The sequence below is a fragment of the Streptomyces sp. NBC_00887 genome (genome assembly GCF_045207585.1).
This window is the reverse complement of the sequence record NZ_CP108788.1, coordinates 9,965,568-9,984,457: the sequence shown is the minus strand read 5'-3', so window position 1 is coordinate 9,984,457 and position 18,890 is coordinate 9,965,568. Positions and strand designations below refer to the sequence as shown.

17 protein-coding genes and 2 pseudogenes are annotated in these 18,890 nt (G+C 67.2%); 5 read left to right on the top strand and 14 right to left on the bottom strand.

Annotation, left to right across the window (positions count from 1 at the left end):
* Positions 1–301 precede the first annotated feature (301 nt).
* Positions 302–2,305: a tetratricopeptide repeat protein gene (locus OG844_RS45510; protein WP_406387255.1), complete on the top strand. Its 2,004-nt coding sequence runs from the start codon at positions 302–304 to the stop codon at positions 2,303–2,305.
* Positions 2,306–2,424: 119 nt separating this feature from the next.
* Here the strand turns inward: OG844_RS45510 and OG844_RS45505 are convergent, their stop codons facing one another.
* From OG844_RS45505 to OG844_RS45495, 3 genes are all read right to left on the bottom strand, one after another.
* On the bottom strand, positions 2,425–2,637 hold the full coding sequence (locus tag OG844_RS45505; protein ID WP_406387256.1) for a hypothetical protein: 213 nt from the start codon (positions 2,635–2,637) through the stop codon (positions 2,425–2,427).
* A gap of 215 nt (positions 2,638–2,852) precedes the next feature.
* Positions 2,853–3,584, bottom strand: coding sequence for a restriction endonuclease (locus OG844_RS45500; RefSeq protein ID WP_406387257.1), 732 nt, complete (start codon positions 3,582–3,584; stop codon positions 2,853–2,855).
* The gene (locus OG844_RS45495; protein ID WP_406395934.1) at positions 3,581–3,790 is read right to left on the bottom strand and encodes a hypothetical protein; all 210 of its coding nucleotides are present in this window, start codon (positions 3,788–3,790) and stop codon (positions 3,581–3,583) included. The genes OG844_RS45500 and OG844_RS45495 overlap by 4 nt, the downstream gene beginning before the upstream one ends.
* A gap of 418 nt (positions 3,791–4,208) precedes the next feature.
* On the opposite strand from OG844_RS45495, the gene OG844_RS45490 reads away from it, so the two are divergent.
* Positions 4,209–4,424, top strand: a complete 216-nt coding sequence (locus OG844_RS45490) for a DUF6207 family protein (protein ID WP_406387258.1) — start codon at positions 4,209–4,211, stop codon at positions 4,422–4,424.
* A 154-nt stretch (positions 4,425–4,578) separates the two neighbouring features.
* On the opposite strand, the pseudogene OG844_RS45485 reads toward OG844_RS45490, so the two are convergent.
* The 5 genes and pseudogenes from OG844_RS45485 to OG844_RS45465 all read right to left on the bottom strand — a co-directional run.
* A pseudogene (locus OG844_RS45485) lies at positions 4,579–4,868 on the bottom strand (HNH endonuclease); the annotation flags it as partial.
* Positions 4,869–4,940: 72 nt separating this feature from the next.
* Positions 4,941–6,203: a HEAT repeat domain-containing protein gene (locus OG844_RS45480; RefSeq protein ID WP_406387259.1), complete on the bottom strand. Its 1,263-nt coding sequence runs from the start codon at positions 6,201–6,203 to the stop codon at positions 4,941–4,943.
* A gap of 116 nt (positions 6,204–6,319) precedes the next feature.
* Entirely contained in the window at positions 6,320–6,610 is a 291-nt protein-coding gene (locus OG844_RS45475) for a hypothetical protein (RefSeq protein ID WP_406387260.1), read from the bottom strand.
* A gap of 116 nt (positions 6,611–6,726) precedes the next feature.
* Positions 6,727–7,041: a hypothetical protein gene (locus tag OG844_RS45470; RefSeq protein WP_406387261.1), complete on the bottom strand. Its 315-nt coding sequence runs from the start codon at positions 7,039–7,041 to the stop codon at positions 6,727–6,729.
* 220 nt (positions 7,042–7,261) lie between these two features.
* A pseudogene (locus OG844_RS45465) lies at positions 7,262–7,579 on the bottom strand (hypothetical protein); the annotation flags it as partial.
* 270 nt (positions 7,580–7,849) lie between these two features.
* Here OG844_RS45465 and OG844_RS45460 point away from each other — a divergent pair.
* Together OG844_RS45460 and OG844_RS45455 are read left to right on the top strand one after the other, a co-directional pair.
* Positions 7,850–8,704: a hypothetical protein gene (locus tag OG844_RS45460; RefSeq protein WP_406387262.1), complete on the top strand. Its 855-nt coding sequence runs from the start codon at positions 7,850–7,852 to the stop codon at positions 8,702–8,704.
* Positions 8,701–10,503 (top strand): sacsin N-terminal ATP-binding-like domain-containing protein, encoded by a 1,803-nt coding sequence (locus OG844_RS45455; RefSeq protein WP_406387264.1) that lies wholly within the window; start codon positions 8,701–8,703, stop codon positions 10,501–10,503. Before OG844_RS45460 ends, OG844_RS45455 begins: the two co-directional genes overlap by 4 nt.
* A 323-nt stretch (positions 10,504–10,826) precedes the next feature.
* Here OG844_RS45455 and OG844_RS45450 read toward each other — a convergent pair whose 3' ends face one another.
* From OG844_RS45450 to OG844_RS45440, 3 genes are all read right to left on the bottom strand, one after another.
* The gene (locus OG844_RS45450) at positions 10,827–11,075 is read right to left on the bottom strand and encodes a hypothetical protein (protein ID WP_406387266.1); all 249 of its coding nucleotides are present in this window, start codon (positions 11,073–11,075) and stop codon (positions 10,827–10,829) included.
* 31 nt (positions 11,076–11,106) lie between these two features.
* On the bottom strand, positions 11,107–13,374 hold the full coding sequence (locus tag OG844_RS45445; RefSeq protein WP_406395929.1) for a Helicase associated domain protein: 2,268 nt from the start codon (positions 13,372–13,374) through the stop codon (positions 11,107–11,109).
* Positions 13,375–13,441: 67 nt separating this feature from the next.
* A complete protein-coding gene (locus OG844_RS45440) occupies positions 13,442–13,939 on the bottom strand; it encodes an SbcC/MukB-like Walker B domain-containing protein (protein ID WP_406387268.1) in 498 nt (165 codons plus the stop codon).
* Between the two features lie 39 nt (positions 13,940–13,978).
* Here OG844_RS45440 and OG844_RS45435 point away from each other — a divergent pair, with 39 nt between their 5' ends.
* Entirely contained in the window at positions 13,979–14,287 is a 309-nt protein-coding gene (locus OG844_RS45435; protein WP_406387270.1) for a hypothetical protein, read from the top strand.
* Here the strand turns inward: OG844_RS45435 and OG844_RS45430 are convergent.
* From OG844_RS45430 to OG844_RS45420, 3 genes are all read right to left on the bottom strand, one after another.
* On the bottom strand, positions 14,281–16,452 hold the full coding sequence (locus tag OG844_RS45430; protein ID WP_406387271.1) for an AAA family ATPase: 2,172 nt from the start codon (positions 16,450–16,452) through the stop codon (positions 14,281–14,283). The genes OG844_RS45435 and OG844_RS45430 overlap by 7 nt on opposite strands.
* Positions 16,452–17,624 carry an exonuclease SbcCD subunit D gene (locus OG844_RS45425; RefSeq protein WP_406387273.1) on the bottom strand — a complete coding sequence of 391 codons (1,173 nt, stop codon included), beginning with the start codon at positions 17,622–17,624 and terminating at the stop codon, positions 16,452–16,454. Before OG844_RS45425 ends, OG844_RS45430 begins: the two co-directional genes overlap by 1 nt.
* Before the next feature lie 599 nt (positions 17,625–18,223).
* Positions 18,224–18,877: a hypothetical protein gene (locus OG844_RS45420; protein ID WP_406387275.1), complete on the bottom strand. Its 654-nt coding sequence runs from the start codon at positions 18,875–18,877 to the stop codon at positions 18,224–18,226.
* Positions 18,878–18,890: the final 13 nt, after the last annotated feature.

The window sequence follows — 18,890 nt, the reverse complement described above, 5'->3', positions numbered from 1 at the left end:
TTTCTGGACAGGGTCGTGAGGTGCCGGTGGGCTTGCTTACACGGGTCTTCCGCGAGGGTTGGCTGGTGCGGTCGTGCTGGTTGTTGCCTCGCGTTGGTGGGGCCGCGATCGCGGCGGTTGGGCGGTGCGGGATCCCGGTGCAGCTGTGTCTGGACGTTCCCTCGACAGGGGCGGCGTGGTGGTGAGAATGGAAGACCACGTCACGCAAGGGGGCAGCGTGTCTACGTATCTGCGGCATGGTCGCGGGCGGTCGCGAGGCTGGCTGGGGTACCTGACGGCGGTGGGGGCTGGTGGGGCTGCTGTGGCGCTGTCGGCGATGTGGGCGTCCGGTCCGCTGGCCGCGGGTATCGGGGCTGCTGTTACGGCTGTCTACACCCTTGTCACCGATCGTGTGCGGCCGCAGCGTAGCGAGCCGAGTGAGGCTGCACTCTTGCTGACTGCGTCGGGCCGGATTCCTCGATTCGATCAGGTGGACCGTCCTGGGCTGGCCGGTGTTCATCCCGCTGACAGGCACCCTGATCACCAGCTGGCGCCGTCCTACGTGGAACGTGATGTCGGGCCTGAGCTGCGGCAAGCTTTGCTGGAGGGCGGCTTTGTCCTCATCGTGGGTGAGTCGACCGCGGGCAAGACCCGGCTCGCGTATGAGGTTGCGCGCTTATGTTTCCCTCGTCATGCCTTTGTGTGCCCCCTGACCAGGCCGGCGCTCGCGCATGCCCTCAAGGTCGCTCGGCGTCGTCGCCGGACTGTTCTATGGCTGGACAATCTCGAGAACTATCTGGGTGCTGACGGGGTGACCGCATCCGCGCTCACCGGACTGCTTCAGGGCCGGCCCGGGCGGGTGGTGGTCCTGGCGACAATACGGTCGCAGGAGTTCCGACGTTACGACGCCCGGGAAGAGAGCCGGCTCACGGGGTCGGACCGGGACGCTTGGCGGGCGCAGCGCGAGGTGCTCCACATGGCCGTGAAGGTCCGGTTGGAACGCCGCTGGTCCACGGCAGAGCAGGAGCGTGCTGCCGCACACCGAGATCCACGGATCCAACTGGCTCTGGGCAGTTGCGACCGTTTCGGGCTCGCGGAAGTCCTGGCGGCAGGGCCGGAGTTGTTGGCGGCGTGGGAGAACGCCTGGGCGCCGGAAGCCAATCCGCGGGGCGCGGCGATCGTCGCCGCAGCGGTCGACTGTCGGCGGTCGGGATTACGGCGGCCGGCGAGCAGGCAGTGGCTTCAGGACTTTCATCTGCCCTATCTCGCCGAGCGTGGTGGGCCGGACCTGCAGCCCGAGCCGTTTGCCGAGGCGATGCAGTGGGCGTGCAAGCCCGCGTACGCCACCAGCGGACTCCTGGTCGGGAATTACAGCCAGGGCTACACCGCCTTCGACTACCTGCTGAGCGCCCCACGGCTGTCTCCGGTGCCGGATCATCTGTGGGAGGCGCTCTTATCCCGTGTGGAGGCGGCGGACGCGTACGACATGGGGCTTCTCGCCCATCAGGCAAGTCAGCTGTCGCGGGCGACCGCAGCCCTGGAGCGGGCTCGGGCGGGAGGTGTGGCGGGAGCAGATTTCCTGCTGGCGATAGCGGTCGGCGACCGTGGGCGACCGCGCGAGGCGGTCAGAAGTCTTGAGGGCATCGTGCGGCACAGGCGGGCCCAGCTGGGCCCGCGTCACCCCGACACGCTTGCTTTCTTACACCAGTGGGCGTTCTTCACCGGGGAGGCCGGCGAGGGGCAGGCAGCCGCAGATGCGTTCGGGGAACTGGTCGCCGAGACGACCGCGGCTCTGGGCCCCGAGCACACCGATACGCTCGCCGCACGGCACCAACGGGCCTACTTCACCGGGGAAGCCGGGGACACGCAATCCGCTGTTCAGCAGCTCAGGGACCTCTTGGAGGACAGGACACGGCTGGAGGGGCCCGGCCACCCGCAAGTTCTTGCGGGTCGGCGCAGTCTTATCTGGTTCTCCGGCCTGAACGGAAACCTCGTGGACGCCGAACAGCAGTTGCGGCAGTTGATGGAGGACGCCCTGCGAACGCTCGGCCCGGATGACCCTCACATGCTTGCCATACGCAGTACCCAGGCGGACTTCGCCGCCCGGGCAGGCAGGGTCCGCGAAGCAACCTCAATCTTCACGCAGCTGATTGCCGAACGCAGCAGGGTCCTCGGCCACGACCACCCCCATGCCCTCCATACCCGCCTGCAACGAGCTCAAGGGCTGATGAGCTCGGGCCACAGCGAGCAGGCGCAGCAGGAGCTGATGCAGATCGTCGACGACGCGCAGCGCGTCCTGGAGCCGGGCACCGCCATCTCGCCCTAGCGCACCGCATGCTCAACCAGCTGCAGCTGCCCTGATTCGCTGGATGTCCCGGTTGATCCGCGGCCGGTGCGGCCGGAGCAGAAGCTGCTGCCGCATGTGGCGCAGGGCTGGGGGCGGTGTCAGGGCAGGTCGTCGTCGGTGAGGCAACCACTGCGCAGAAGGTCTTGTGCGTTGATGCCGCGCCGCTCAGCAAGCCTGGTGAACGCGTCGTGTTCTCGCTGCCAGGACAGCGCTCGTTCGGCCGCCGCCTGCCGGACGTATTCGTCGTGGCCGATGCCCAGGCTGGCGGCGTGCGCCGTGATCGCAGTTTGCTCAGCCTGAGTGAACTGCATCCTGCTACCTCTCGAAAGGTGGCCTGCTCCAGCAGCAGGCGAGGCTCTTCCATCATCGCGCAGACGACCATCTGGGCAAGCGGTGTCCGGGCTGGGATCCGCCCGGCACGTCTTCGAAGGCCGACGTGAATCCTGATCCTGTGGCGCCGGGCATTTACCAAGCGCCGCTTGGAGCGGTATGGGTCCGTTGCTGAGGCAGCCCCCTACCGCGTCCGTCAGGGGTGGGCGGTCGGTTTCCGGGGTGGCGGCACGGCCTGCAGCAGTTCCCACAGCGGACGCGAGCCGGACGCCCATGCTGCAAGCGTGTGGCGGTCAGTGACGTGGAGGCGCTGCTGCTTGGCGAAGGCCACGGCGGGCGCGGTGACCCGCCCGTTCGTGACGATCACAGCGATGTCGGCGCCGTGGACCGGGCGGGCTGTGCCGTTGAGGACCTGGAGGTCCGGTGTGCCTACCGCGGAGCCGGCCAGGCCGTTGCGGCGGTGTTTGCACTGGATCACCCAGCGGCGTCCGTAGGGGTCAGTGGCCTTCACGTCAGCACCCAGGTCCCCACCGCCGCCCACCCGGACGGCGTCCCAGCATCCGTCACGGCGCATCAGGTCCCGCACCGCGTCTTCGAACTGGGAGTGGTGCAGGGCGTCCAGATGAGACAGCCCGTACCGCAGGCCCTGTGCGCGGACCGTCTCCCACCGCGCCCTGTGCTGCTTCTGGTAGAGCCAGCCTCCGCTGGCCAGCACCGCGAGTACGCCGATGACGATCAGCATCCACCAGTGGGCAAGCAGCCAGTTGACGACAGCCACCACCAGAGCCATGGCCAAGGCCGCACTCACGAGGAACCCGATCAGCCGGTCATCTGCTCGCTGCCGCCGTTTGCCCGGCCTCCGGGTCCGCCGTCGTGCTGGCGGCCGTCTGATCGCTGCTGCCCGGGCCTTGCGTGAGCGGGGACTCATCGGCTGGCCTGCGTGACACCGCTGGCGAGCTCGCCTAGGAAGTCCATAATTTCGTGACCCACCGGTGTCGGTGCGATGAGTACCCCCAGGGCCAGAACGATGACGACGGTGAACTTCTCATCCAGTCGGCTTCGGGCCTCCGTACGCCGTCGCAGCCGGAAGATGACGATGACCGCGAGCAGCACAGCCACATTGATCGTCAGCAACTGCAGGACCTCCCCCAGGACCACACGACGCCGCGGGGCAGCAGCCACCGCCCAGCACTCTTGTGTAGCCGCGCCACCGTGATGTTGGAGGCACGTTGCTGACGGATGGCACAAAAGCCATCGGACCTGGCTGGATCAGACTTGTACGTCACCGTGCACGGTCACGTGCATCGGGGTCACCGGGCGGTCGAGCCCGCCGGTACATCCCCGCCCCCTGATGCCGCGCGTGACGGTCAAACACTGGCAAGGGCCGGAAAGCGGTCCCCGTCCACAGCCGAGGAAGGAGGGTTCTGGGAAGGCCTGTCTGCTCTCCTCTTGAGAGGGCCCCTGGCCTGAGGGGCGGAGCCGCTGTCGCTCGTACGAACGACAGGGGCCTCTTCAGCAGAACTCCGTGGGTACCGCAGTCGTCGTTACGGGCATGGAACCGATCGACGCACAGCACATCAGTGAGCCCGGCCTCATCGTTGTCGACATCACCGCGGCCGATGAACCGACCGCCCGGGCGGCGATGGCCGCACTCGAACAGCACTGGGTCACCTCAGGGATTGGGCCCGTTCGGCGCGAACCCGGAGCACCTGGTGTCAAGGCACGGATCTACGCGGACACCCGACGCCGACCAGGGGCGTCCGCGTGATCCAAGCTCTCCTGGAGCCCGGGTCGTACCGGCCGGGGCTCCAGGAATATTGGCGCAGTGCGCACCGGCACAGACGGGGAGATGTCTGCTGGGGGCACGTGCTGCGGTCCGGGGATGCTGGCCGCTGGCGCCAGCACCATCCCGGGGCGGGTTGTTACGGGGCGGGGGTGTAGGAGAGGACGGTTTCCTCGCAGGGGCCGTCGGCGAATGCCTTCAGCGCCTCGAGTTCGGCTGCGTCCGCAGCCAACTGCCAGCGAAGCTTGGTGGCCACCCACTCCCCCACGTACCGGCACTGCACCTCCGGGGCCGGCGGCAGCCACTCGGCGGGTCCTGATCCGACTTCTGCCTGTTGGTACGAGCGGTCACCGCGACCAGCGACGTCGCGGCGCCCTGGTCGTTCGCGTAGGCCTCGCGCCGGGCGGCCGTCCAGGCGGAAGCACCAGCTGGCGGGGAGCGTCATTCGAACCGTGCGGTATTCCCGGCTCCGGAGCAGCTGACAGGCACAGACGGGGACGTTCAGCGGCCGTCGCGGCGCCATTGGTAACGCCACGCCGCGTCGAGGTAGCCCTCCTCTTCCAGGGAACCGCGCTGCGGCGGGCCGAGAAGGCGTGCTGCCTCCACGCACCTTTCGTCGTCGTGGAGGGCGAGCCCGTAGACGGCAGCCAGCTGGACCAGACGGTCCGTATCGTCCAGCACAGCTGCCATGGCGTCCGCGAACACGGGATCGTGGTCCCTCCCCTCGGCAACCACGCGGCAGGCGATCTTTCGTACCACCGCGTCCGGATCGGCCATCAGCCCCAGCAACGCCGTGCGAGCATCGCCGGAAAAGGCCGGCGGCGAGGACAAGGCACCCAGCCCTTGCGCCACCGCACGCCGTACCCGGGCATCGGGATGGCCGGCGTGGGGCAGAAGGGCCGCCTCCGCGCGGGGGTCGCTGTGTTCTCCAAGAGCGACCAGCACCTCGGTGAGGACGGCGACATCCGTCTCGGCGGCCGCCCAGCCGGTGAACAGGTCCAGAGCGGGACCAGCGAACGCGTCCTCGTCGCTGTCGTCGAACAGATGAATAAGGCGGAGTACCTCGGCACCGAACAATCGGTGGGATGGGTCCGGGCTCGTACGCAGTACCGCCGCAGCGGCCCAGGTCGCCTCCTCTCGCCGTCCACTCAACTGGAGGCTGGCACGGCACCACGTTGCATGGTCCTGCTGATCGACCTGGGCCAACGCGCGGTCCATCAGCTCCTCGAACGAGGTTCGTACCCCGAGCAGTTCCTCGACGTACGTGAGGATCGCCCCATGGCCGTCCCGCGCAGTCATGCCACCAAGGGTGAACTCGACGACGCTGGCGAACTCGCCGTCTTGAACCCGCTTACGGCCGACAGCGTCCCGGGATCCGGTACGGCGTCGCAGCTCGGCCTCGACCCCCGTCTCGTGCCAGCGGCGCGCGAGGTCCCGGGCCTTCAGGAGTTCGATTTCGGGATACCTGCCGCGGATCTCGTGGTCCAGGAGCGCCTCGAACAGAGCGGGCGAACCCGAGTCGACCGCCTCACTCAAGGGAATGAGGTCATCGGGGCGGCTCTGGCCCGAATCCGCACCGTACTGGAGCAGCAGTTGGGCGATGCGCCCGGCGTGCATCCGGACGGCCAGGCAGAACGCGGCGTCCAGGTAGTCGGAGTCGCTGTGCTCGTGGAGAAGGATCCTCACCAGATCCGTGTCTCCAGCCTGGACCGCGGAGATCAGGGAGGACTGGCCGTCCACCGCATTGCTCGTACCCGTACCCACGCCCATGATCCTGTTCCCCCGTAGCGTTCTCGCAGCTCAGTGTAGATCTGCCGAAATCGGCCCGACGGGGCGGATAACAGGCTGGCACGGCTTGGCGGACTTGCATGACGATCGAATCAGGGCCCGGGGTATGGAGGCCCGTCGGTAAGGGCACACTGGCGTGCTTGAAGGTAGGCGGTCCAGTCGGTGGCGGCGCGGCGACGCCACTGGACGGCTGTGATCGGGTGGAGGCCGAGCATCGGGCCGAGGACCGCGGGCGGCAGGTCGCAAGCGAGGGCCACCAGGGCGGTGGTCCGGGCGGGCCGGTTGGGGATGTGACAGGCGGCCAGGCGTCGACTGAGGGCCGCGGCGGAGATGTGGGCACCGGGCAGGTGGCCGGGGAACAGCCAGCCAGCACTCGTGTTCACGGCTCAGCCCTGGGGAGCGGGGCGGTCGGCGAGGGTGGTCAACAGGTCGGCCAGGGTGGTGGGGAGCGGGATCGGGGTCCTGCCCAAAGTGAGGAACGTCGTCCCGTCTCCGGCGGTCAGGGCGGTGGTGGGCAGTGCAGCGATCCGGGTGAGGTGTTGGCCGAACAGCAGGAGGATCGCGCCGGGTCGCCCTGCTGCCCCCGCACCGTCGACCACACCAGCTCGCCGCGTGAGAGCCTGGCGGAGAAGTACGCCTCAACGTCCTCGGGGGCCCAGTCCCAGGGGTAGGTGCCGGTGAACTCGGCGAACCGACGCACCAGACTGACCCGGTCGCTGATTGTCTTCTTTGTCAGCAGCCGACTGCGCTGCTGCTGTTCCCACCCGGTCAGCATCGCGGCGAACATCGCCGCCTCCGGATCCAACGCGGCCACATTCGCCGCCCGCACAAGCCGGACCGCCCCAGGCAAACTCGCCCTGCTCAATGCCGCCTCCGAGAGTTGCATCAGATGCAACATCGTGGCGTTGAACGCCCCTCCGCAGGTCAGAACGCACCTACCGTCACCTCTACGGGTGACAACCCCATCCCCGACCTACCCCTCGCCGTCAGCGTGCGGGAGCAGAATGATGCGTCGAGCCCAGCTCCGCCTACTTCGAGTCCCAGGCTTCGGCGAGAGGGACCATGTGGTCGATGTCCAGGGCACCGGGGTCAGTGACCTCCTGGCCGTCGTAGTACGACAGCCACACTCCCCCGGTCAGCTTGCAGCCGGCACCCACCACCGGGGCCGTGACCGCCTCGGCGAGCAGCACCTCGTTGCGGGTGTTGCAGCCGTCGGTGGCGATGTCGCCGGAATTCCAGTGCCGGAAGGACGAGCGGGCGTAGCCGGTGCGGTCCTCGTCATCGATCCGGACCAGACCGATGGCTTCAGCGAACGTCGTCCGACGGACGCCGCCTTGATGGCGGTGAGGCAGGTGTTCTCGCCAGTGCCCGACGGCTGGACGCTCGCGCGGATGTGTACTGCCCTGGTGGCCAGACCGGCGCGAAGGGATGGTCGCGCGGCAGACCCACGTGCCTGCGGGCGGGCCCACCATCACGGTCCAAGCCTCCGGAGGAACGTCGGGGAAGTCGCAGTCGCACCAAGGGGTATGGTCCGGTATCCGGCCAGGTCCGGTACAAACCGGCAGGCATCGCGGGGAGGGTAAGGAAGAACAGTGGGCGACAAGACTGTGCAGCCTCTTGATGTGGCGGTCGACGAACTGTCCCTGTCCCTTTTGGGGTGGCAGATCGATGGGATCGAGGCCCGTCTGGTAACTACGACCTTCGGGAAGAAGGAACACTTCCAGGAGATCGCGGTGTCCGGAACAGCTCGCTTCCTCGGCGAGGACTGGTCCGACCGTTTCGGCGCGGGCGACTACGCGCCTACGCTTCTTCTTGCTCTGAGCCGCACCGGCTCCCCCGCTGCCCCCAGCTACCAGCGGGTTGTCGTCGAGACGGTCAAGAAGGTGAGCAAGCGCCCTCAACGATTCTCGGAGAAGAGCGATTCATGGGAGTGCAAGAAGCCGCTCCTGCCCAACGAGATCACTCTTCGAGTCACTGCTCTCGATGTTGAGGAGATCGATTCCGGCTTCGTCCTCCCGCCCAAGAAGTCCTCCGCCCTCCCGGTCGAGGTCATCGACGAAACAACGCATAAGTCGGTACGCCTTCGTGTCGCTTCCAGCGACGCCCACATCCTTCGTACGGAGTACGACTCGGGATTGCGCGTGCATATGGCCGGCAGTGCGGAGTTCAGCACGGCAAACGCGCTGCTGGCCGACCATCTGACGTCCGATGACTGGTACGACCAGGACGCAACTCTCGAGGACACCTGCCCCTTCGAGGTCGCCTTGCCCGGACTGGTCGTCGAAGTCCTGGACGAAGGAGGCTTCCTTCTGCAGAAGAAGGAGATCAATCTTTTTGGTCATGTTCCCGTAGGAGAATCGGGCAAGCTGCCCGGCCGTCAGCCGCGCTGGATCGCGGATGCGGGCGACGATCTCGACGAGTACGCCGGGCAGCCGGCACGTGTCATCGTCCGCATCATGGATGCGGAAGACCTGTGAGCGATCTGGCCCGGCATCTTCTCGCTCTGCAGGACACGCTCGTTCGCGAACACGCCCAGGCACCTGGGCTCTTCGGTGAAATCGCTCGGATGGAAGACCTGCTCGCAGACACCTACCGCAACCGGGTGCCCTACGAGTTGCTCCAGAACTCCGACGACGCCGACTCGACCGCCGTCATCGTGGAAACGCTTGGCGATGGCCGCTTCTCGTGGAGCAACGACGGAAGAGTTCTCGATGAGCGTGATGTCGAAGCACTGTGCCGCAGCGCCAGCTCGACCAAGCTCCGCGGCGGCGACTCGATCGGCTACCGGGGAATCGGGTTCAAATCGCTGGCAGCGATAGCCTCACGCATCGAGGTGCGTTCGGCCGACGTCGTCTTCACTTTCGACAAGACGACGGCGGCGGCGCTGCTCGGCGAGCCGAGTGGCGCGTCTCTGCCTCTGATCCGCATCCCCGCCAATGTCCGTGTCGCAGAGCGGGTGGGTGGAACCAGTTTCACGATCAGCTGCCGGCCCAGCGTCAACGGCGGGCTGGACGCCATCGACCCCATCAGTGCCCTGTTCCTCAGGAACATCACCCACGTGGAAATCCGATCGAAGGGGAGCACCCGATCTATTCGGATCGACCGCGGACAGTCGGAAGTCAGTCTTTGCCTCGACGAGGGCGACGCACGGTTCGGTGTACTCAGATACGGCACCGCGACCGTGGCTGTGCCACTCAACGCACGCGCCTCGGCGCTGACGGGTGTTCGCGGCAGGCTTGCCTGCTTCCTCCCCCTCGACGACGAGGTCGGTCTGCCCATCGTGGTATCGGGCGATCTCCTTACAGACCCGTCGCGAACGCACGCCGTGGTGGCGGACGACTCCACACAGCGAGTCCTGGCCGACGCAGCCAAGGCTGTCGCCGACCGTCTCCGTGCGCCGGGCGACCCGGTGTCAGAGCGGCTGTGGCAACTGATCCTGGAAGGGGAAGACATTCGTAGCCTCCTGGTATCGATGGGCACATCGGCCAGCAAGGTCCTTCTGACGTCGCTGCGGGAGGAAATGACGGCAGTTCGTCCGTCCTTCGCGTACTCGAGCCTGCCCCTCGAAGCCGAAGACGTGGCCGCGGTGTTCCCCGATGGAGCGCCCGCCGCACTCTACGATCAGCGTAATCAGATGGCGGCCAGGTCCATGAAGGCCGTGCTCGGACTGAAGAGTCTCGACTTTTCCAGCGTGCTGAGCAAGCCCGAACCACCGAAGCTGTCCGGCACCCTGCAGAGCCGGCTGGGCCAGCACTTCCAGGAACTGGCACGCACCCATGGCCGCACCCTCACCGCTGCCGAGCGAAAGCTCGCACAAGCAGTGGAGGACTCCTCCTCACCCACACCAGCACCCTCAGCTGTTTCCGTGTCCCCGTCCCAACCGGCGGGTTCTCTCCCCGCGGTTATCGCCCGGTGGCGCACTGCAGAAGTCGCCACCATGGAATTCCTCAACGGTCGAGGCTGGAACCTGCGCGATGTCAGCGGTCAGAACGTCGGCTACGACCTGGAGGGAACGGACCCGGACGCGCGGCAAGTGCGGGTCGAGGTGAAAAAGGTCGATCATCCAGACGCCCGATTCGCCATGACGAACAATGAGATGTCACTGATGCTGACAGCTCCAGGCGGCTACCTGCTCGCTGTAATCGTGGGCGATGGACGTCACGTCAAACTCTTGCTCCTCGACCCCTCTAGCGAGGACCTGCCCCGCGAACGTGTGTGCCGTCGCTGGGACTGGGAATTCACGGACTGGGCCCGCTTCGCCAGGGCGATTGACTAAGGACAGTCCCTAACGATCTCTGCGATCAAGACTTCGTCCTTCGCCTGCGGGTCATGTCAGCTGAAACGAGGGGTACAGCCGAGGCACCACAGAACATGGCGCGCTGAAAGCCGTGTCCCTGCCAGCCGGTTCGTCGGCGCGCTCGCCACCACGCCCCGGCTCACTGCGGTGCTGGCGAAACGAAGTTGCCGTCACCGCCTGGCGTGCAGGTCGGTCAGGGCGGCGACGTACCTGTGGTCGTCGGGGCAGGCGTGTCTGGCGGAGCGCAGGCCCGCCTCTCCGCCCTCCGGCCGGCAAATCGGTCTGAGGTTGGCATGTGTTCCCTAGTCGGGCAGGGCGATGCGCCGCTCGTCGAGATACTGCGCTGCCTTGATCTGGGTCGTGAGCCAGTGACGGCAAACCCTCCTGTACCGCACGAGGGTGCCCGAAGGTTCACGTAGTACGGCTTCGGCAACCAGAGGTCGCTGGCATGCCTTCCAGCCGTGGGCGCTGCAGGCGGTGTCGGGCGTCGGTGCGAGGGCGGAGGAGAACGGCTGGATGGACTCGATGTCGGAAAGCATGGGTGCCGTCATGCCCCGCAGCCTGCGAAAGCATGGCCCAGGGTTACCAGCGCATCTTCAGAGCATCAAGCGCGCGAATCCGCTCTGCAGGAAGACGTTCCTTACGGCGACGAGCGTTACTGATCCACTGCCCGAGCCGTACGGGTTGACCGTTGAGGTGTTCGACGTGGCGCTGGGGAACATCGAGATGCCCCTCCCGGTCGTGGAAGGCGCGGGCGGCAGCAAGGCCTTGATCCCGCTTCCGGGCAGTCTGTTGCCGCTTCTGCGGGGATGGCTCGGTGTTCTGGATCAGGCCGAGATCGGCCAGGAGCTGCTGCTGGGCGGGGTGCAGGCGTTCGGGGTGGAGGCGCTGGTTGTACAGCCACTCCCCCAGGTGATGTCCGTCATCGGTGTTGTAGTCCCGGGGGACGTCGGTCAGGTGGTGGCCGGCCGTGTGGTGTCTGCGGGCAGCGTGATAGGCGCGGTGCCAGGTCAGGGGCCAGGGTGGATTCCAGTGCGGATCGAGGTCTTGGAGTGCCTGGGTGCGGGCGGGAGCGAGGTCATCGGCTCGTTTGCGTTGGGTGGCGAGCCAGCGGCCGAGGGCGAATCCGTCCTGGTGGTGGTCGACGGGAGCGGCGAGGTGGCCGTGCAGGGCTGCGTAGGCGGTGGCGTGGGTGAGGCCGCGGTCGAAGGCTTGCTGGCGGGGGTCCCAGATGATGCCGAGGCGTTCGAGGGCTTGGGTTCGGGCGGGGTCGAGGGCGCCGGTGGTGTGGAGGTGGCGTTGCCAGGTGAGCCAGCGGCCGAGGGGGTAGTCGTCGTTGTCTTCGTAGGTCTGGGGGGCGTCGAGGTGGTGGTGGGTGCGGTGGTAGCGGCGGGCGGCGGTGAGGCCGCGGCGCCATTCGGCGCTTTTGGGGTTGAGGACGCGCAGTGTGAGGGCGAGTGCGACTTCTTCTTGTTGGGTGGGGCGTGCGAAGTGGAGCCAGGCGCCTGGGTCTTCGGATCCGAGGGTGGGGCGGTGGGTGCGGGGGTCGGCGAGGCGTGCGGTGAGGCGTTCGTCGTGGGCGCGCAGGGCTTGGACGGTGCGCCACAGGGGGGTGTAGGCGTCGGCGCCGAGGAGGTCGTCGGGGTCTTCGTCGGGGGTGAGGTAGACGGGGACGATGAGGGTGGCTCTTTTGCCGGCGCCGGGGGTTTGCCGCAGGGCGCGGCCGACGGCTTGGACGGTGTCGACGGGGCTGTTTTTGGGGTCTGCGAAGACGACGGCGTCGATGGTGGGGACGTCGATGCCTTCGCCGAGGACGCGGGCGTTGGACAGGACGGCGGGTTGTTCGGGGTGGGTGTGGGTGGCGAAGTCGAGGAGGATGCGGCGGCGGGTGCGGGGCGGATGGCTGCCGCTGATCCATTGCGACCAGAGGCCTTCTGGTTGCAGGTGTGTGGGGAGGGCGGCTGCGGTGTCGGGGAGGGTGGTGGCGAACGCTCTGGCGTCGGAGACGCGGTGGTGGAAGGTCAGGACGCGGCGGAGTTGGTGGTCGTGGATGGCTCTGAGGACGGCGACTTGGTGGCCGGCGAGGCGGAGGCCGTCGGCGCCTGCGCCGGGGCTGGTGGCGAGCCAGTCGCGCAGGTCGGTGTCCTGGATGACGGGGACGAGGATCTGGTAGTCGGCGAGGAGGCCGAGGTCGATGGCGTCGGAGAGGGTGAGGCGCCAGGCGACGGGGCCGAAGAGGGTTTCGTCGTCCATGGAAGCGACGGGGGTGTCGCTGTGGTCGGTGTCGGGGTCCCAGATACGGGGGGTCGCGGTGAGGTAGAGGCGGCGGGTGGCGGGGACCTGGTCGTCGTGGTGGATTCCGGCCCAGGCTTTGCCGAGGCGGCCGGCGGTGCGGTGGGCTTCGTCGACGATCACAAGGTCCCAGGGCGGCAGGTGGTGGTCGCGGTGGGCGTTGATGACGGTGGGCAGGGAGGCGTAGGTGGCGTAGACGGTCACCGGGCCGGTGGTCTGGGTGAGTTCGGACAGCTCGGCCGGCTTCGTCGTCATCGGGACGTTGCCTGCTGAGGGGTGTTCCATGGCCTGGCGGGCCGAGCAGACGGCTACCGCTGGGCCTGTGTGGCCGGCGGCGTGCCAGGAGCGCACGGTCTGGGAGAGCAGGTCGAGTGTCGGGACCAGGACTAGGACCCGTCCGCGCGGGGCGAGGCGGGCGGTGGTGCGGGCCGCGATCAGGGTTTTCCCGGTGCCGCACGCGGCGATCACGCTCGCCCGCGCATGGGTGCGCAGCGTTTTGACCGCGGCGGTGACGGCTTCCTTCTGGTGGGGCCTGAGCTCGATGCCGGCGATGGCCATGAGGGGTGTACCGCTCCGGGGGTGGGTTGGTGGGGGCGGTGGCATTGTTTCACCGCCCCCCGTGGGGTTATTCGGCTGCTTCGGTGATGACGGCCAGGGTGGAGCCGGTGGCGGCTTTGCGGACGTGGAGGCGGTGGGTGATGCGTCGGCGTAGTTCGGGGACGTGGCTGATGACGCCGACGGTGCGGTCGTGGGCGCGTAGGGAGTCCAGGACGTCGAGGACGTTGTGGAGGGTGTCTTCGTCGAGGGTGCCGAAGCCTTCGTCGATGAAGAGGGTGTCGAGGGCTTGTCCGCCTGATTCGGCGGTGACGACGTCGGCGAGTCCGAGGGCGAGAGAGAGGGAGGCGAAGAAGGATTCGCCTCCGGAGAGGGTGTCGGTGTCGCGGTCTTTCCCGCTCCAGGCGTCGGTGATCTTGAGTCCTAGGCCGGAGCGGGCGCCGTGGGAGGCCCGGTCGTCGGAGTGGATGAGGGTGTAGCGGTTTTCTGACATGCGGGTGAGTCGGGTGTTGGCTGATGCGACGACTTCTTCGAGTCGGGCGGCCAGGACGTAGGCCTCCAGTTGCATGCGGAGCTGGTTGCTGGGTGAGGTGCCGTTGATGAGGCCGTGCAGGTGGTCGACGGTGCGGTAGGAGTGTTCGAGGGGTTCGAGGTGCTGGATGTGGGTGGTGAGTTGGGTGAGGAGGGCGGCGAGGGCGCGGGTGCGTTCGGTGGCGTGTGCGGCTTTGGTGGCGGCGTGGGTGTGGTGGGTGGTGGCGGCGTCGAGTTGTGCGGCAGCTTCGTTGAGGTTGGCGGGTGGCTGGGCTGCGGCGGCGGTGAGGGCGGGGTCCTGGAGGCGGGTGGTGGCGGCGGCGCGCTGTTCGCGCCATTCGTTGATTTCTTCTTCCAGGGCGTGCAGGGCGTCGTCGGTCAGTAGTGCTTGTGCCGCGGTGTCGAGCGAGTCGAATCCGGCGGTGCGGGCGGCTTGTTCTGCTTGTTCGGCTGCCAGCTGGTGATCCGCCGCTGTGCGGGCGGCGTCGTTCGCGCGGTCGGCTGCGGTGTTGAGGCGGTCGGCTGTCGTTGTGAGTTGGGTGATGCGCTGGGTGAGGGTGGGGGCGTCGGCGCGGGCGGTGGCGAGCTTCTGGTCGAGGTCCTGGATCTGGGTGGAGAGGCTCTCGCAGCTGGTGTCGATGGCGGCCAGACGGGTGGCGGTGTTGGTGCGGGTGCCTTCGGTCTGGGTGTGCTGCTGGTCGAGGTTGTCGAGCTCTTCGGTTGCGGACCCGGTGTCGGCTGCGGCTTCGAGGGCTTGTCCCAGGTGTTGCTGCAGGGTGGTGTGTTCGGCGATGAGCTCGGCCAGGGGGTGTCTCCTCCTGCTTCGCCTCGAGCGGTGGCAGCCTGCCCGGTCAGTTGTCGTAGCTCTTCCTGGAGCGTGTCCTGGGTGTCCTGGGCCTTGATGTGGCGGTTTTCGGCGTTCTGTTCATCGGCGGCTGTGGGCTGGTCGGGGTGGGGGGCAGCGGGGTTGGGGTGCGTGGGAGAGCCGCAGACCACGCAGGGTTCACCTTCGGTGAGCTGGAGGGCGAGTTCGGCGGCCATGCCGTCGGTGCGCCTGCGCCGGATATCGATATGGTCTTGGGCGGCCTTCTTCGTGGCGGCCTGGGCCGTGACGAGGGTCTGCTGCGTCTTGGTGATCTTCTTTTCGTAGTCGTCTCGGCGTTTCGCCGCGTCCAGGCGGTCGGCAAGCAGTGCCAGTCCCGCAGTGTGCCGTCGGCTGGCTTCCTCAGCGGTGCGGGCAGCTTCGAGACGGACCTTGAGGATGCTGCGGCGCTGCGGTTCGTCATTGAGCCAGGCTTCGGCGTCAAGAAGGTCCTGGGCCAGGTCCTGTCGTTCGTCATCCAGCTTCTGCAGCTCTGTCCGGTACTGCTGCAGGGTGGCCTCGTCGGGGAGCAGCGCGCGCAGCGCGCCGATATCGGCGCGCAGGTGCTGGCCGGCGGTGGTCAGCTCGGCGGGGCTGAGCGTGGCGTGCTCAGGGTTGAGAAGGGTACGGGCGTCGTGTTCGTCTTCCTGCGCACGGGTGTGCTGGGTGGCGGCTGAGGCGGCGGCCTTCAGCAGTGGGGCCACTTTCTGGCCTTGCAGGGCGCGTTGGCGTTGCCGGCTCAGTTCGGCCTGCTGCTCTGCTTGTTCTTCGAGAGCGTCGAGCCGCTGGCGTGCTGCGCGGTGTGCTTCCTGGTGGACGGCGAGATCGCGTACGGCGTGCTCCCTGTCCCGGAAGGCTCCTAGTTCCTTTTCCGCGATAGCGGCAGCGGTGGCTGCGTCCTTTTCGTGGGTGGTGGCTTTGGTGTGCAGGGCGGTTGACCAGGCGAGGGCAGGGCCTGTGAGGGTGGCGGGGTCGGAGGCCGCAGGTGCGCCCTGTTCGGGTTCGAGGTCGTCTCTGGCTTGCTGCTGGGTTCGTTCGGCCAGGCGCACAACGTCGTTGCGTGCCTCGTCTCGCTGTTTGGCGAGGGTGCTCTTGCGCGCTGCCAGCCAGTCCTCGATGGATCCGAAGCGGTGGGTGTGGAAGAGCTTGCCGAGCAGATTCTTGCGGTCGGAGGCGCTTGCACGCAGGAATTTGGTGAACTCGTTCTGGGGCAGGAGGACGACCTGGCAGAACTGTTGCCGGCTCATGCCCAGCAGGTCCTTGATCTCGTCCGCGGCTTCCCGGTGGGACTTGCTCAGCGCTTCCCAGCGTCCCTGTCCGAAGGAGTCGAGGGACCATTCGCTGAGGTAGGTCTCGGCTTTCTGCAGGGTGTCACCGTCGCCGCGGACCTTCGGCTTCATCTGCGCCGGGATCCGCCGGATCCGCAGGCGTTTCCCGGCGAGGGTGGCCTCTAGTGTCACCTCGGTCAGGAGACCGGGGGCAGCGTGGTCGCTGCGCAGTTGCAGGTTGCGGTCGACGGGGGGCTCGCCGTAGAGGGCGACGCAGATCGCGGCGAAGAGGGTGCTTTTGCCGGCGCCGGTGTCGCCGTACAGGAGGAAGAGGCCGTCGCCGGACAGCGTGTCGAAGTCGACGGTGTGGGTAGCGGCGAAGGGGCCGAAAGCCTGCAGTTGCAGGGTGTGCAGGCGCATTAGACGGTTTCCTTCTCCTGGGCGCTGACGCGGGAGTTGTCGATCGCTTCCTGGAGGAGGCTGCGCTCTTCGTCGGTGGGCTGGGTGCCCCGCACGGTGGAGATGAAGTCGTGGGTGATGTCGAGGTCACCGCGGCCGCGGAGCCGTTCGCTGTAGGTAGGGCTAGTGGTCGTCTGTGTGGGGATGGCGGTGGGCTTGTGCTCGAGGTCGAGTGTGTAAGGGAAGCGCTGTTGGAGGCGTGCCATCGGTTCGTAGGGGCGGGCGGTGTCGGTGAGGGTGACGTGCAGCCAGGACTTGGCCAGGGATTCGTGGGCGGGGTCTGACAGGAGGTCTTCCAGCCGGCCTGTGAGGCGCGCCAGCGGCAGCTGCAGGTCCGCGGGCAGGGCGGTTCGGGTCACGGTGGGTGCTGCACCGGCGGGCAGGTCGATCAGGGTCAGGGACTTGTCGTGTCCGGCTTCGGAGAAGGAGTAGGCCAGCGGGGAGCCGCTGTAGTGGATGCGGTTGTTGACCCGCTGGGCGCCGTGGAGGTGTCCGAGTGCGACGTAGTCGATGCCGTCGAAGACACTCGCGGCGGCGTGGTCGACGCCGCCGACGCTGATGTCGCGTTCGCTCTTGCAGCCGGTCGCGCCGGTGATGAAGGCGTGGGCCAGCACGATGGAGCGGGTGCCGGTGGGGCGGGTGGCGAGGTCGGCGCGGATCCGGTCCAGAGCCGAGGTGAGGACTGCTTGATGGGTGGCGGCTTCGGCTTCGAGATGTGTGCGAACCAGGGTGGGCTCGAGGTAGGGCACTCCGTAGATGGCGATGGTGCCGGTGGGGCTGTTCAGCAGGATGGGGGTGGCGGCATCGGCCGGGTCGGTCCTCAGGTGCACGTCGGCTCGGGCGAGGAGTGCGGAGCCGACTCCGAGGCGGTGTGCGGAGTCGTGATTCCCGCTGATCATGATGGTCGGTATGCCCAGGTCTGCCATCTGGTTCAGGCCATGGCTGAACAGGCGCACTGCGTCCAGGCTGGGGATGGCCCTGTCGTAGATGTCTCCTGCGACGAGCAGGGCGTCCACGTGTTCGTCGCGGGCGGTGTTGCAGATGTGATCAAGAACTTTGCGCTGGGCGTCGACCAGGTCATTCCCGTGGAACCGGCGGCCCAGATGCCAGTCCGAAGTGTGCAGAAACCTCATGTGACGTGACCGTAGTCATGCTGCCTCTGCTACGGGTGTGTTTTCAGATAAACATCGCTGCATATGTGGAGATAGGCGATTACGTGTCCCTGGGGCGGGGCGCAACACGGGGTCGCCCCTTCATTCAGCCAGGACTGAAGGCAGACGTAACTGTGTGACGGTGCGTTCGACTGCGAGCGTTCGCCGCCTTCCACGCCTCAGCGGTCAGCGGCAACACCTGGACGCAATCGGCGAGGTAACGACTCGACTGCCTGGACCGGAGTGGCGGCGGCAGGAGCACGAAGGCGAGAGCGGCGGATGCGAAGCCATGAGGTGAACTCGTCGGCGAGGCCGGGCGGGTTGGCGGCCTCGGTTTGCCGGGCGATCGCCTCGTAGTACTCCAGCTCGTGGACGATCACCGGCACGGTTCGGCCGACAGATCTTTCGATGACGCCGGTCGTACGGAGGGGTCAGGCGAGCTGGCAGCAGGGTGGCCGCGAAGGTGACAGGTGGCGCGCCCAAACGGCGGTGAGCGTGCCGGGTTGTCCTGCGTATGGCCGAGTCCGAGGCGACAGGTGTACGGATTCCCGCACGGGTGTTCCCGGTGACGTTTGTGCACCTCAACGGCTGTCTGCTGCTGTGCTTCCCATTCGTTCAGCCATGACCAGGAAGGCCATGGCTGACATCACGACGCCGAAGAGCAGCGATGCGGCGATGGTTGGGGATGGGTGCCATAGCCTCGCTCGCTCCAGGAACAAATTCGCAGTTACGTAGCTGACGACCCCGAACCTGAGGAAGAAGATTTGGTTGGTGACCATTCTCAGGGCGTAGTGGGCCACCAGGAAGAGCGTCGCGTAGACCCACAGCCAGCTCTCGTTGACGGCAAGCCAGACGGTTGCGACGAAGAGAGGCACCGTGACCAGTGCGAGCAGCGCGGTACGCCATGTCAACTCCGCGGTTACTCTGCGGCCGACGGCGGCTCTGGACTTGCCACGTCCTGATTTCCACGTGAGCAGCGTGGGTTTCGAGAAGCGGGCGAACAGGAGATTCTCGTCTGTGTCCTGCGCCCCGTTGTACCAAGTCATCGTCACCTGGCCATCGCGCGAGTGGAACACGGCACCGGCTGGTAGGCGAGGGATCGTGCGGCGGATGGATATGAGCGCGCGGATGACCTTGACGTGCCCGAACCCGATCAGAAACAGCAGCGTCGTCGAGACCGCCCACAGGGCGGCGGTGATCAGTATGGCGATCAGCAGATGCTTGAGAATTTCCATGGCGCACACCGCG